The organism is Rhodococcus sp. NPDC059234, assembly GCF_042754225.1.
In the GTDB taxonomy this organism is placed as follows: Bacteria; Actinomycetota; Actinomycetes; order Mycobacteriales; family Mycobacteriaceae; genus Rhodococcus_G.
Map to the genome: position 1 here is coordinate 1 of NZ_JBHZAH010000015.1, position 13,691 is coordinate 13,691.

The 13,691-nt window shown below is 68.3% G+C and carries 13 protein-coding genes; 10 read left to right on the forward strand and 3 right to left on the reverse strand.

The window, feature by feature from the left end; all coding sequences use genetic code 11:
- Positions 1 to 306 precede the first annotated feature (306 nt).
- Positions 307 to 1,704 carry a hypothetical protein gene (locus ACFXGJ_RS05245; protein WP_378617189.1) on the forward strand — a complete coding sequence of 466 codons (1,398 nt, stop codon included), beginning with the start codon at positions 307 to 309 and terminating at the stop codon, positions 1,702 to 1,704.
- Between the two features lie 13 nt (positions 1,705 to 1,717).
- Here the strand turns inward: ACFXGJ_RS05245 and ACFXGJ_RS05250 are convergent, their stop codons facing one another.
- Both ACFXGJ_RS05250 and ACFXGJ_RS05255 read right to left on the reverse strand, forming a co-directional pair.
- Positions 1,718 to 2,098 (reverse strand): VOC family protein, encoded by a 381-nt coding sequence (locus ACFXGJ_RS05250; protein WP_378617288.1) that lies wholly within the window; start codon positions 2,096 to 2,098, stop codon positions 1,718 to 1,720.
- Positions 2,099 to 2,100: 2 nt separating this feature from the next.
- Entirely contained in the window at positions 2,101 to 2,550 is a 450-nt protein-coding gene (locus ACFXGJ_RS05255) for a hypothetical protein (RefSeq protein ID WP_378617191.1), read from the reverse strand.
- A 101-nt stretch (positions 2,551 to 2,651) separates the two neighbouring features.
- Here ACFXGJ_RS05255 and ACFXGJ_RS05260 point away from each other — a divergent pair, with 101 nt between their 5' ends.
- On the forward strand, positions 2,652 to 4,976 hold the full coding sequence (locus ACFXGJ_RS05260) for an arylsulfatase (protein WP_378617193.1): 2,325 nt from the start codon (positions 2,652 to 2,654) through the stop codon (positions 4,974 to 4,976).
- On the opposite strand, the gene ACFXGJ_RS05265 is transcribed toward ACFXGJ_RS05260, so the two are convergent.
- Positions 4,973 to 5,599 carry a TetR/AcrR family transcriptional regulator gene (locus ACFXGJ_RS05265; protein ID WP_378617195.1) on the reverse strand — a complete coding sequence of 209 codons (627 nt, stop codon included), beginning with the start codon at positions 5,597 to 5,599 and terminating at the stop codon, positions 4,973 to 4,975. The two genes, ACFXGJ_RS05260 and ACFXGJ_RS05265, sit on opposite strands and share 4 nt — an antisense overlap.
- A gap of 104 nt (positions 5,600 to 5,703) precedes the next feature.
- On the opposite strand from ACFXGJ_RS05265, the gene ACFXGJ_RS05270 reads away from it, so the two are divergent.
- From ACFXGJ_RS05270 to ACFXGJ_RS05305, 8 genes are read left to right on the forward strand one after another with little or no spacing between them, the layout of a single operon-like run.
- Positions 5,704 to 6,495: a 3'(2'),5'-bisphosphate nucleotidase CysQ gene (locus ACFXGJ_RS05270; protein WP_378617197.1), complete on the forward strand. Its 792-nt coding sequence runs from the start codon at positions 5,704 to 5,706 to the stop codon at positions 6,493 to 6,495.
- Positions 6,492 to 7,397 carry a sulfate adenylyltransferase subunit CysD gene (gene cysD / locus ACFXGJ_RS05275; RefSeq protein WP_378617199.1) on the forward strand — a complete coding sequence of 302 codons (906 nt, stop codon included), beginning with the start codon at positions 6,492 to 6,494 and terminating at the stop codon, positions 7,395 to 7,397. The genes ACFXGJ_RS05270 and cysD overlap by 4 nt, the downstream gene beginning before the upstream one ends.
- Positions 7,397 to 9,298 carry a sulfate adenylyltransferase subunit CysN gene (cysN, locus tag ACFXGJ_RS05280; protein WP_378617201.1) on the forward strand — a complete coding sequence of 634 codons (1,902 nt, stop codon included), beginning with the start codon at positions 7,397 to 7,399 and terminating at the stop codon, positions 9,296 to 9,298. The genes cysD and cysN overlap by 1 nt, the downstream gene beginning before the upstream one ends.
- 39 nt (positions 9,299 to 9,337) lie before the next feature.
- Positions 9,338 to 9,697: a nuclear transport factor 2 family protein gene (locus ACFXGJ_RS05285; protein WP_378617203.1), complete on the forward strand. Its 360-nt coding sequence runs from the start codon at positions 9,338 to 9,340 to the stop codon at positions 9,695 to 9,697.
- Positions 9,694 to 10,506 (forward strand): SDR family oxidoreductase, encoded by an 813-nt coding sequence (locus ACFXGJ_RS05290; RefSeq protein WP_378617205.1) that lies wholly within the window; start codon positions 9,694 to 9,696, stop codon positions 10,504 to 10,506. Before ACFXGJ_RS05285 ends, ACFXGJ_RS05290 begins: the two co-directional genes overlap by 4 nt.
- A 23-nt stretch (positions 10,507 to 10,529) precedes the next feature.
- Complete coding sequence (locus ACFXGJ_RS05295; RefSeq protein WP_378617207.1) at positions 10,530 to 11,675, forward strand: sulfotransferase family protein; 1,146 nt, start codon at positions 10,530 to 10,532, stop codon at positions 11,673 to 11,675.
- Positions 11,676 to 11,710: 35 nt separating this feature from the next.
- Positions 11,711 to 12,775: a DUF1214 domain-containing protein gene (locus ACFXGJ_RS05300; RefSeq protein ID WP_378617209.1), complete on the forward strand. Its 1,065-nt coding sequence runs from the start codon at positions 11,711 to 11,713 to the stop codon at positions 12,773 to 12,775.
- The gene (locus ACFXGJ_RS05305) at positions 12,772 to 13,644 is read left to right on the forward strand and encodes a TIGR03619 family F420-dependent LLM class oxidoreductase (protein ID WP_378617211.1); all 873 of its coding nucleotides are present in this window, start codon (positions 12,772 to 12,774) and stop codon (positions 13,642 to 13,644) included. The genes ACFXGJ_RS05300 and ACFXGJ_RS05305 overlap by 4 nt, the downstream gene beginning before the upstream one ends.
- The last annotated feature ends 47 nt before the right edge of the window (positions 13,645 to 13,691 follow it).

Sequence of the window (13,691 nt, forward strand, 5' to 3'; positions counted from 1 at the left end):
GGGTTGTTGTCTGTGGTGTTGTCGCACCCCAGCCTGTGGGGTCTGGCGGGGCGCCTGCGGCCCCCACCCCCCACCCCTCGTCGTTCGCCGAGCGGTGATGCAACCCGGGCGCTCACTCCCGGCGGCCGTGGTCCGCTCCGGTCCCCGGACTGCTCGTGGCGAGCCCGATCGCCCGCTCCGGCCGCACTCAGCGCGGACTTTGCCTGACGAATCACCCTTCGCAGGTGAGTCGCTCCGCGGCGTGGCCTGCTCTACTCGTCATGGGAGCGGTGCGCGTGCGCGCGGCGTGACGGAAGGAGATCCGCGATGGCGGATGCGGAAACCGGCGGGCCGCACGGCGATGCCGCGAGTGGTGCCCCGCTGAATGCAGACGAGCGCGCGGAGCTGGTCCGGCTGCGAACCGAGGTGGCCGAACTCCGGTCGGCCGAGGTCGCGCCGACCGCCGAGCGACCGACACCGCCCGCAGGCGGCCATCCGGGGCTCCGCTGGACCGCGACCGCGCTGCTGCTCGTGCTGGTGATGGTGCTCGGGTACGCGTCAGTGGTGGCACGGTTCGCCCGGAGCGAGGTCCTCGACACCGACCGGTACGTGCAGACCGTGACGCCGCTGGCCTCGAACCCGGTGCTGCAGGCCGAGCTGGCGAACCAGATCACCGACCAGATCATGACCCGGGTCGACGTGGAGAAGATGACGGCCGACGCCCTCGGCGCGCTCACCGAGCTCGCGCCCCGGGTGCCACCCGCGGTAGTTGGCCTGGCCCCGGTGATCGCCGGCCAGGCCAAGTCCTTCGTGCACGAGGCGGCCTCGTCACTGGTGTCGTCGAGTCAGTTCGAGACCATGTGGGTCGAGGCCAACCGTCAGGCGCACGAGGAACTGGTCTCGGCGGCCACCGGCGAGAACACCGGCAGCGTCAAGATCAACGAGAAGGGTGAGGTGAGCGTCTCGCTCGCCGCGATCATCGACACCGTGAAGGCCAACCTCGTGCAGCGCGGATTCTCGTTCGTGGACAAGCTTCCCGACGTGAACGCCACCTTCGTGATCTTCGAGTCGGCCGACCTGGTCAAGGCGCAGCGGGCGGTCAACGCCCTCAACAAGGCTTCGGCGGTGCTCCCGTGGCTGACGCTGCTCGCCGCGGTGGCCGCGATCTGGGCCGCGCCGCGGGCCGGGCGGCGTCGGGCTCTGTCGCTCGTCGGTGCGGCCCTCGCGGTGGCGATGGCGCTGCTGGCCGTCTCCATCAGCATCGGCCGGGCCGTCTACCTCGGCGCGATCCCGCCGGACGTGCTGTCGGCGGACGCTGCGGCCGTCCTCTTCGACACCGTCGTGCAACCCCTCCGGACGACGCTGCGCGCGGTGTTCGTGGTCGCGGTACTGGTGGGCATCGTCGGCTACCTGTCGGGATCGTCGGCCTCCGCGTCCGCGATCCGCCGGGGGTACAGCAGGGCGATGGACAAACTGCGGTCCCCGCAGACCGACCGCGAACCGAGGTCGTTCGAGCGTGTGGCGGCCACCTTCCGGATCCCGTTGCGGGTGGGCATCATCGTCGTCGCCATCGCGGCCCTGGTGTTCTGGCGCTACCCGTCCGGAACCGTGGTCGTGGTCACGATCCTGATCGCGGTGCTGGCGCTGCTGGCGGTGGAGTTGGCGGCCCGGCCGGCGCTGGCCCACCGGGCGGCGACGGAGGAGGAGCCCGCCGCCGTCGAGTGACGGCCAGCCGAGGTCAGCGACTGTCCCGGCGCAGCGGGTGGTCCTCGGGCACCTGCACCAGCACGATAGGTACACCGTCCGGGTCCGCGATCCACAGCTCGTGCAGGCCCCACGGTTCCTGCCGGGCGTCCCGGACTATCGGGACACCCGCGAGCTCGAGTTCGGACTGGGCCTGCTGCAGGTCCCGCACCTGCAGCCAGATCGCCCCGGCGAAGGTCGACCCGCCGCCCGAGCCGCCGTGCCCGGCGACCTCGATCAGACCCTGGCCGGCGAAGAACACGGTGCCGCCGGGATACTCGCGGGCGACCGCCAGGCCGAGGGCGTGCGCATAGAAGTCCCGGGTGGCCGGATAGTCGGCGGGGCGCACGATGATTCGGCTGCTCAGTACCTCCACTGTCATCCCTCCTGCGTGGGGCGCGCCTCGTGCCCGGGTCTGCCGTGCGTGCGACGGTCTTCCTTCATCTCCGCCTCGTAGACGTGGCGTCGACCGCCCGTGATCGTGTCCCGCGCGTCCCGCTCGTGGTCGCGGAACTCCGACCAGTAGCCGTCGTCGAACTCCTCGACCACCTGAAAGGTCCAGCGTCCGGGCAGCACGTTGCGGCCGAGGAGTTCCTCGCGCAGGCGGGTGGCCAGGGCGCCGTGGCCGGCCGCGGCCAGCGCGTCGACGGCGTCACCGAGTTGGTGGTCGGCGTGGCCGATCAGTTGGTGGAAGTCGTAGAGGTGGCCGCGCGCCCGCTCCACGGTCTCGAGGGCTTCGGACAGCAGCCCAAGTGCCGCGACCTCGGCGTCGGTGACTCCGTCCGGCCGACGGTGCTCGGGTGCAGGCTGTTCCCGATCGACGCCCATCCGATCAGTCTGCCCGAAATCGTCCCTGCGCACGCGCCAGGTGGTGAAGTAGTGGGGTCGGAAGCTCGACTGTTTTGCTCGGTGACGAGAGGACAGAGTGCATGAGTTCGACTGTGCTCGGGGAACCCATTCCAGGCGGCGACACGCTGCCGTTCCCGCCGACGCCCTCGGGCAGCGTGGCCGGGCGGACCATGCAGGAGTCGGTGTACAGCCCGCGGGAGAAACCGCGCAGGCTGCCCGACGACGCCCCGAACATCATCGTCGTGCTGATCGACGACGCCGGGCCCGGTCTGCCCAGCACGTTCGGTGGGGAGGTCCGCACGCCGACGCTGGAGAAGGTGCTCGCCGAGGGCGTCGGATACAACCGCTTCCACACCACCGCGATGTGCTCGCCGACCCGGGCCGCGCTGCTCACCGGGCGCAACCATCACCGCGTGGGGTACGGACAGATCGCCGAGTTCGCGAACGACTGGGACGGCTACTCCGGCTGCATCCCGAGATCGAGCGCCACGATGGCCGAGGTGCTGCGGCACTACGGCTACAGCACGGCGGCGTTCGGGAAGTGGCACAACACCCCGGCCACGGAGACCACCGCCGCGGGACCGTTCGACAACTGGCCCACGAGCGTCGGGTTCGAGTACTTCTACGGCTTCCTTGCCGGGGAGGCCTCGCAGTACGAGCCGAATCTGGTGCGCAACACCACCGTGGTGCTGCCGCCCAAGACGCCCGAGCAGGGCTACCACCTCAGCGAGGACCTGGCCGACGACGCGATCGCCTGGCTGCGCCGGCATCAGGCGTTCGAGGCCGACAAGCCGTTCTTCATGTACTGGGCGAGCGGCTGCCTGCACGGGCCGCACCACGTGATGAAGCCGTGGGCCGATCGCTACGCGGGCAAGTTCGACGACGGCTGGGACGCCTACCGCGAGCGGGTCTTCGAGCGCGCGAAGGAGAAGGGCTGGATTCCGCCGGAGGCCGAACTCACCGCTCGGGACGCGACGATGGCGGCCTGGGACGACATCCCAGAGGACGAGAGGCCGTTCCAGCGGCGCCTGATGGAGGTGGCCGCCGGCTACGCCGAGCACTGCGACGTGCAGGTCGGGCGGCTGCTGGACGAGGTGGAGCGGCTCGGGCGCCTGGACAACACCCTGGTGGTCTACATCTGGGGCGACAACGGCTCATCGGGGGAGGGGCAGAATGGAACCATCAGTGAATTGTTGGCGCAGAACGGGATTCCCACCACGGTGGCGCAGCACCTCACCGCGCTCGACGAACTCGGCGGTCTCGACGTGCTGGGTTCGCCCCTGACCGACAACATGTACCACGCGGGCTGGGCGTGGGCGGGCAGCACGCCCTACAAGGGGATGAAACTGCTGGCCTCGCATCTCGGTGGCACCCGCAATCCGATGGCGGTGCGCTGGCCGCGGAAGGTCGCCCCCGACGCGACGCCGCGGTCGCAGTTCCTGCACTGCAACGACATCGCGCCGACCGTCTACGACGTCGTCGGCATCACGCCGCCGCGGACGGTCGACGGATTCCCGCAGGACCCGCTCGACGGAGCGAGCTTCGCCCGGACCCTTGTCGACCGGGATGCCAAGGCGGGCAAGCTCACCCAGTACTTCGAGATCATGGGCAGCCGGGCGATCTACCACGACGGCTGGATGGCGTCCGCCTTCGGACCGAAGGCGCCGTGGCTGCAGGGGATGCCGCCGGGGATCGCGGACTGGAGTCCGGACGACGACGTGTGGGAGCTGTACCACCTGGACGAGGACTGGACGCAGAACCACGACCTCGCCGCCGAGCAGCCCGAGAAGCTGGCTCAGCTGCGCGAGTTGTTCGCCATCGAGGCTGCGCGCAACGACGTGCTGCCGGTCGGAGGCGGGCTGTGGGTGCTCACCCATCCGCAGTACCTGTCCGCCTCGTCCCAGCGGCGGTGGGAGTTCACCGGCGACATCACCCGGATGCCCGAATTCTGCGCGCCCAGGCTGGGGAACGTCGGCAACCTGGTGACGATCGAGCTGACGGCGCCCGAGCAGTCCTCCGGGGTGCTGTACGCGCTCGGCTCCAACTCGGGCGGGCTCACCTGCTACGTCGACGACGGGTACCTCTGCTACGAGTACAACCTCTTCATCCTGATGCGCACCAAGATCCGGTCCGAGCGCAGGCTCCCCGCGGGGGCGCACACCGTCACCGTCGCGACGTCGTTCGCGGAGGCGCGGCCGGGCGGGCCCCTGCGGGTGGTGCTCGCGGTCGACGGCGAGACGTTCGCGGAGGGCGTGGTTCCGGTGAGCGTGCCGCTGCTGTTCACCGCCAACGACTGCCTCGACATCGGGACCTGCCTCGGCTCGCCGGTGTCGCTGGACTACCGCGACCGGGCGCCGTTCCCGTTCGCCGGGCGCATCGAGAAGGTACGGGTGGAGTACGTCTAGTCGGCGGCGCCCGGTGCGGTGATACCCCGCGTGATCGCCGCCGCCGAGAACTCCGCGAAGGCGGGCACCTCGAGGTCCGGGATCCACTTGTTGACGATGGTGTCGGACACGCCCATCAGTCCCGAAAGGACGAAGCGGATGAGCGAGGGATCGTCGAGCAGCGTGCGGCCCTCTGCCTCCGCTGCCTCGAGAATCGCCCGGAGTAGTTCCGCGTTGTACCGCTCCGCGGTCACGCGCAGTTCCCGAACGGACTCGCGTTCGGAGCGGGCGGCCCCCTCGACGTCGCGCCAGGTTGCCGTCATACGCCCGACTCGCGCCCACTGTCGTGCCGAGTTCGGGATGACCGCCTCGAGCAGCGAAGCGACGCCGCGGTCGCGGGGCAGCGCGGCGACGAAGGCTGCGGACTCGAGCTGGCTCTCGTTGAGCAGCGCGATGAAGATCTCCTGCTTGTCCGCGAAGTACTGGTAGATCAACCCGGTGCTGGTTCCGGCGCGCCCCGCAACGGATCGGATCGTCAGCGCGGCATAGCCGCCCTCGTCCAGCAGTGCGGCGGCCGCGTCGAGGGTGCGCCGGCGCCTCGCCTCCGCGTCGCCGTAGATCGATTTTCCGTTCGATTCGCTCACCGCGTCACCGTATCCGTCCAGCTCGGGGCGGGCCTCCCCACAAAAGAATGAACAATGTTCGATCTAGTATTGAACATTGTTCATTCTGTGCCTACAGTCACAGCATGACCACAGAAGTCGCGGCACTCGCGCCGCATCCTCCGGCCGTCGATGGCTCCGCGGACGACCGTGCTGCCGCCGAAATCGCGACCGCTGCAGGGCAACTCCTTCAGTCGTATCGACTGGACGCCGAACGGGCGGGTCAGGGCCCGGCCGAGGTGCGCGCCGCGGGCGACCGGCTGTCCCACGAGTTCCTCGTCGCCGAGCTGGCACGGCGGTTCCCGGGCGACGCGGTGCTGTCCGAGGAGGGCGCCGACGACGCCGCGCGGCTGACCGCCGACCGGGTCTGGATCGTCGACCCACTCGACGGCACCCGGGAGTTCGGCGAGTTCGGCCGCGCCGACTGGGCCGTTCACGTCGCGCTCGTCGAGCGCGGGGAGCTCACCACCGGCGCGGTCGCGATGCCCGCACTCGGCGTCACCTACTCGACGGCGGATTCGCCGACCCCGACCCGACCGGTGCCGGCCGCGCCCCGGGTCGTCGTCAGCCGGACCCGCAGACCCGAGCCCGTCATGGCGATGGCTGCCGCCCTCGGCGCCGAACTGGTCGAGATGGGCTCGGCCGGCGCGAAGGCGATGGCGGTGGTCCGCGGCGAGGTGGACATCTATGCCCACGCCGGAGGCCAGTACGAGTGGGACTCGGCGGCCCCGGTCGCCGTAGCCCGTGCTGCGGGACTTCATGTTTCGCGAATCGACGGATCCGTTCCCGTCTACAACCAGGAGAACCCCTGGTTGCCCGACCTGTTGATCTGCCGCCCGGAGTTGGCAGGCAAAGCACTGGAGGTACTTGCGCGATGACACGTGCACTGACCCACCTCGAGAGACTCGAGGCCGAGAGCATCCACATCATGAGGGAGGCGGTCGCGGGGAGTGAGAACCCCGTGATGCTCTACTCGGTCGGCAAGGACAGTGCGGTGATGCTGCACCTGGCCCGCAAGGCGTTCTTCCCGTCCCGGTTGCCGTTCCCGCTGCTGCACGTCGACACGACGTGGAAGTTCCAGGAGATGTACAAGCTCCGCGACGAGTCCGCTGCCACAGGTGATTTCGATCTCCTCGTCCACCAGAATCCCGAGTGCGTCGAGAAGGGGATCAACCCGTTCACGCACGGGTCGTCGACGCACACGGACATGTGGAAGACCGAGGGTCTCAAGCAGGCGCTCGACCTCCACAAGTTCGACACGGCGTTCGGTGGCGCCCGCCGTGACGAGGAGAAGTCCCGCGCGAAGGAACGGGTGTTCTCGGTCCGCTCGGCCGAGCACCGCTGGGATCCCAAGCGGCAGCGTCCCGAACTGTGGCGCATGTACAACGTCCGGCGCTCGCCCGGCGAGACGCTGCGCGTCTTCCCGCTGTCGAACTGGACCGAACTGGACGTGTGGGAGTACATCCGGCAGGAGAACATCCCGATCGTGCCGCTGTACTTCGCCGCGCCGCGCCCGGTGGTCGAGCGGGACGGCACCCTGATCATGGTCGACGACGACCGGATGCCGTTGCGTCCCGGGGAGGTTCCCGAACTCAAGAGCGTCCGGTTCCGGACCCTCGGCTGCTACCCGCTCACCGGCGCGGTCGAGTCGACGGCCGCGACCCTGACCGAGGTCATCCAGGAAATGTTGCTCACCACCACCTCCGAGCGGCAGGGCCGGGTGATCGACCACGACAGCAGCGCCTCGATGGAGAAGAAGAAGCAGGAAGGGTACTTCTGATGGTTCACTCGTCCAACCTGATCGCCGACGACATCGAGCAGTATCTCGAGCGGCACGCGACCAAATCCATGCTCCGGTTCATCACCTGCGGCAGCGTCGACGACGGCAAGTCCACGCTGATCGGCCGGTTGCTGTACGAGTCGAAGCTGGTCTTCGAGGACCAGCTGAGCGTGCTCGAGAGCGACTCGAAGAAGGTCGGAACCCAGGGTGAGGGCCTCGACTTCGCCCTCCTCGTGGACGGTCTCGCGGCCGAGCGGGAGCAGGGCATCACGATCGACGTGGCCTACCGCTACTTCACCACCGAGCGGCGCAAGTTCGTCGTCGCCGACACTCCCGGTCACGAGCAGTACACCCGCAACATGGTCACCGGTGCGTCGACGGCGGATCTGGCGGTGATCCTGATCGACGCCCGCAAGGGCGTGCTGACCCAGACCCGCCGGCACTCGTACCTCGTCTCGCTGCTCGGCATCCGGAACGTGGTGCTCGCGGTGAACAAGCTCGATCTCGTCGACTACTCACAGGAGGTCTTCGAACAGATCGTCGGTGAGTACACGGCCTTCGCGGCCGAGATCGGGCTCGACCGCGTCGTCCCGATCCCGATGTCCGCGTACCTGGGCGACAACCTCACCGAGCGCAGCCCGAACACGCCCTGGTACCAGGGTCCGTCGCTGATCGAACACCTCGAGACCGTCGACATCGACGACGACCTGCGCACCGGGCCGTTCCGGATGCCGGTGCAGTGGGTGAACCGGCCCGATCTCGACTTCCGGGGATTCTCGGGACAGGTCGTCGGCGGCTCGGTGCGCCCGGGCGACCGGATCCGGGTGCTGCCCAGCGGAACGGAGTCCACGGTCGCGCGAATAGTCACGATGGACGGCGACCTCGAGGAGGCCACCGCCGGCCGGTCGGTCACGATCACCCTCGCCGACGAGATCGACATCAGCCGCGGTGACGTCCTCGCCGCGGTGGACGCCCTACCTGGGGTTGCCGATCAGTTCGAGGCGCAGCTGGTGTGGATGGGTGAGCACGACATGCTGCCCGAACGCCCCTACGTGTGCCAGATCGGGACGATGACGGTGCAGGCGCGGATCACCAAGCCGAAGTACAAGATCAACGTCAACACGCTCGAGCAGACGGCGACGAACACGCTGGCGCTCAACGAGATCGGCGTGTGCAACATCAGCTTCGACCGGCCGGTCCCGTTCGACGCCTACACCGACAACCGCGACACGGGCGGCTTCATCCTGATCGACCGGCTGACCAACACCACCGTCGGTGCGGGCATGATCGCGCACTCGCTGCGCCGGTCGGACAACATCCACTGGCAGGCCGTGGACGTGAACGCCGAGTCCCGGGCGGTCCTGAACGGTCACCGGCCTCAGGTGCTGTGGTTCACGGGTCTGTCCGGGTCCGGCAAGTCGACCATCGCGAACGAGCTCGAGCGGCAACTGCACGCGAGTGGCTGCCACACCTATCTGCTCGACGGCGACAACGTCCGCCACGGTCTGAACCGGGACCTCGGCTTCACCGAGGCCGACCGGGTGGAGAACATCCGCCGGGTCACCGAGGTCGCCCGGTTGATGGCCGATGCCGGCCTGATCGTGCTGGCGTCGTTCATCTCCCCGTTCCGCGCGGAGCGTGACGCGGCCCGCGAGCTGATCGGCGAGGACCGCTTCTGTGAGGTGTTCGTCGACACGCCGATCGACGTGGCCGAGTCGCGGGATCCGAAGGGGCTCTACAAGAAGGCGCGGCGGGGCGACCTGACGAACTTCACCGGCATCGACTCCCCGTACGAGTCGCCGGAAAACCCCGAGCTGCGGGTCGACACGACCGTGACGACTCCCGCGGAGGCCGCAGCCCAGATTGTCGAGAAGCTCCGCAGCCGCGGCGTCATCGCCTGATCCGGCCCGTTTCACCCACCACCCTGAGGAGCGTTCCCTGTGCCTACCCGAGACGACATCTGTTCGGTGATCGAGTCGTACGTCAACCATCTCGGCAATCACGATGTCGACGAACTGGTCGCGCTGTTCGCGGCCGACGCGGTCCAGCACGAGCCGCTGGGCGTGCGGACCTACCGCGGCATCGACGAGATCCGCGAGTTCGACACCGCGAACGCGAAGATGCCGTTCACGGTCAGCCGATACTCGCCGATCGTCGTTTCCGGTCGGTACGCCTCGATGCAGGTGCGCGTGCAGCGAGAGGGCATGCCCGACTTCCTCGCCAGCGATCTCTTCGAGTTCGACGACGAGGGCAAGATCGTCTCGCTCAGCGTCGTTCTGGACCCCAAGGCGCAGGTATGACGTCGGGGCTTCAGGCACCGCAGGCGATGCCGGCGCTGCTCGACGGGAAGGTCGTGGTCGTCTCCGGTGTCGGGACGGGGCTCGGGCGCTCGGTGGCGGTCCGCGGCGCGCTGGCCGGTGCCCGGATCGTCCTGGCCGCGCGCACCGCGTCGCGGCTGGCCGAGGTCGCCGAGGAGATCCGCGAACTGGGCGGTACCGCGGTGTCCGTACCGACCGACCTCACCGACGACGCGTCGGCGACGAACCTTGTCGACGTGGCACTCGCGGAGTTCGGAGCGGTCGACGCGGTGGTGCACAACGCGTTCGTGCAGCCACCGCACGAGCGGCTCCTCGACGCCGAGTTCGAGTCGGTCCGGCAGGGCCTGGACGTCAACCTGCTGGCGGCGCTCAACCTGACCCGGAAACTGGTGCCCGCGCTGGAGAAGTCCCAGGGGTCGGTCGTGATGATCAACTCGATGGTGCTGCGGAACCAGCTGCCGAACTTCGGGGCCTACCGGGTGCAGAAGGCCGGGCTGCTCGCCCTCGCCCGCAGCCTCTCGGTCGAGTTGGGCCCGATGGGTGTCCGCGTGAACTCCGTTGCACCGGGCTACATCTGGGCGGAGCGGGTCCAGCGGATGGTCGAGAAGCAGGCCGAGCAGCGCGGTGTCGACCCGGCCGAGGTCTACGCCGAGATCGCGGCAGGCACCGACCTGCGCAGGCTGCCCGAACCCGACGACATCGCGAATGCGGTGCTGTTCCTCGCCTCCGACCTCGCTCGCGCGATCACCGGGCAGTGCCTGGACGTCAACTGCGGTCACGCCCACCACTGATCCACTCTCACAAGGACGTATGGATGACACACGATTACGACGGCATCGGTTCGATCGAGGACCTGCATCAGGCCGCGCGCGAGGCGGCCGGGTACAGCGACTTCGGCGGTGACGGCTACCTCGAAGGGCTGCGGGTGCTGCTCGAGTCGTTCGAGCGGGAGGCCGACCTCACTCCCCACGGCAAGGTGATCGCTCGCAAGATGATCGTGGCGGCGCTCGCGGGACGGCTGACCAGCGAGGCCGGATTTGCGAGATATCCCGAGCACGCCGATGTTCCGATCGAGCGCCCGATCTTCGTGGTCGGCTTGACGCGGACCGGTAGCACCGCGTTGCACCGGTTGCTCGGCGCCGACCCGGCGCACCAGGGTGCCGAGATGTGGCTCGCCGAGACCCCTCAGCCGCGTCCCGATCGCGACAAATGGTCGGAGAACGAGGACTTCCGGCGCGCCGACGCCTTCTACCGGGCGCGTCAGGCGAACGAGGCGGACCTGATGAAGGTGCACTTCATGGGATCGGAGGAGGTCGAGGAATGTTGGCGCCTGCTGCAGCAGACGATGCTCTCGACCGCGTTCGAGACCGTCGCGTACGTGCCGAGCTACACGCGGTGGCTGGCGGGGCAGGACTGGACCGAGACGTACGCGCGGCACAAGAAGAACCTGCAGTTGATCGGGCTGAACGACCCGGACCGGCGGTGGGTGCTCAAGAGCCCGAGCCACGTCTTCGCGCTCGACGAGATCATGACGGTCTACCCCGACGCGTTGTTCGTCCGCACCTTTCGGGACCCGCTGACGTCGATGGCGTCCACCTTCAGCCTTGCGGAGCAGGGCGGGCACGACATGTCGAAGGCCTTCGACCGCCCGGCAATCGGGCGCACCCAACTCGACCTGTGGGCGCGCGGCAACCAGACCTTCAATCGTGCCCGCGCCCGCTACAACCCGGATCAGTTCATCGACGTCGACTACAAGGACTTCTTCGCCGATCCGGTCGGCACCACCTCGAGGATCTACGCGCAGTTCGCCCTGCCCTTCACGGACGCGGCCCGCGCCGCGGTGGCGGCGTCGCACCAGGCCAGCCTCGCCGATCATCGCCGTCCTTCGCACCGCTATTCGCTCGAGGAGTTCGGCGTGACGGCCGCGGACGTCGAGGCGAAGTTCGCCACCACTGTCTGAATATTCGAAACATCAACCAGAACAGGGATACTCAAATGAACGCTACGTGGGAAAGGTTCTGCACAGACCTGCTCGAGGTCGGGAAGATCCTGGAGGACGACATCGTCCCGCGGGACTCGCTGACGCAGGCAGAGGGCGTCCGCTACCTGAGCCGGCTGCTGCGCTACGCGACGATCAACTGCGTCGAGTACACCGACCCGCGGTGGCCGCAGTTCACGTCCGCGCCGAACCCGAACATGATGACCAAGATCGGCGCCGACAATCCGGACAACATCTACATGCGCGCCAACATCTCCGGGCAGTACACGTACCGGATCACCGGCACCCGGGGAACGGTTCCTCTGATCACCTTCGGCTCGCGGGTCAACCGCTACCACATCGACGGCACCATGCTGCAGACCGGCGACCTGCACATCCACGACCTCGAGGTCGACGAGAACGGACGCTTCCAGTTCATCGCGAGCGTGGACGAGCCCGCCGAGGGGGCGTGGCTGCCGCTCGCGCCGGACAGCAACCTGATCTCCGTGCGGCAGACCTACGCGGACCGGCGTGCCGAGGTGCCCGGCGAGTTGTCCATCGAATGCCTCGACCCCGACGGCGAATTCGTTCCGCTGACCGAGGACGAGCTTGGACAGCGGTTGGCCCGGGCGATCGGCATGCTGAAGGGCTCGGCCGCCACCTTCCTCGAGTGGTCGCGCGACTTCATGCCGGAGCCCAACGAGATCTTCGACCGCGGGCAGGAGCAGTTCCAGAAGGCCGGCGGCGATCCGACGATCTTCTACCTGCACGGATACTGGAAGCTCGCCGAGGACGAGGCGTGGGTCATCGAGACCGAGGTGCCGAACTGCGACTACTTCAACTTCGTGCTGCAGAACTTCTGGGTGGAGTCGCTCGACTACAACCGGACGAACGTCTACATCAACAACCACACCGCCAAGCTCAACGACGACGGCACCCTCACGATCGTGGTGGCGGCGAAGGATCCCGGCTACGGCAACTGGATCGACACCGATTCCCACGCCGAGGGGACCTGGGCGATGCGTTGGATCAAGGCGGACTCGCACCCGATCCCGACGTCGAAGGTAGTGCGGCTGTCGTGAAGTGGTCGCTGCCGGTCGCGATGATCGACGCCCGCGACCTGCGTGAGATCGCGATCGCCGCCGAGGACGCCGGATTCGACTCCATCGCGTTGCCGGACTCGGTGTTCTACCCCGAGACGGTGTCCGCGCCGTACCCGTACTCACCGGACGGGAAGCGGATGTGGTCGGGGGAGACGTCGATGCCGGACCCGTTCATTGCGATGACGTCGATGGCGGCGGTCACCGAGCGGATCACCTTTTACACCAACGTGTTGAAGCTACCGCTACGCGATCCGCTGCTGACCGCGAAGCAGATTGCCACGATGGCGGTGATGTCGGACAACCGCATCGCCGTCGGCGTCGGATTGTCGTGGATTCCCGAGGAATTCGCGTTCACCGGCACCGACATGCGCACCCGCGGGGCGCGCACCGACGAGGCGATCGAGATCGTCAAGGCGGTGTGCGCCGGGCGGGGTCCCGAGTGGGTCGAGTTCCACGGCAAGCACTACGACTTCGACCGGCTGATGATCAGCCCCGCACCCGACCTGCCGGTGCCGATCTACGTCGGTGGGCACAGCGACGCGGGGCTGCGTCGAGCCGCCCGTCTTGCGGACGGATGGATCTCGGTCAACGCGGGCGTGGACGAACTCAGCTCAGCGATCGAGCGACTGCGCCGACTGCGCGCCGAATTCGGGCGTGAGAACGAGCCTTTCGAGATCAACGTGTCGCCGACCGGCGTCCGCGACCTCGACGGCTACCGCGCGCTCGCGGACCTCGGCGTGACCGAGTTTCGGGTCTCGCCGTGGCACCTCTACGGCGCCGACTTCACGGACGTCGGCGAGCGGCTGCGGGCGATCCGCCGGTTCTCGGACGAGGTTGTCGCGGCCTGACGAACTCGAGTGGCGGTGACTTCCGTTGGTTGTCACCGCCACTCGGT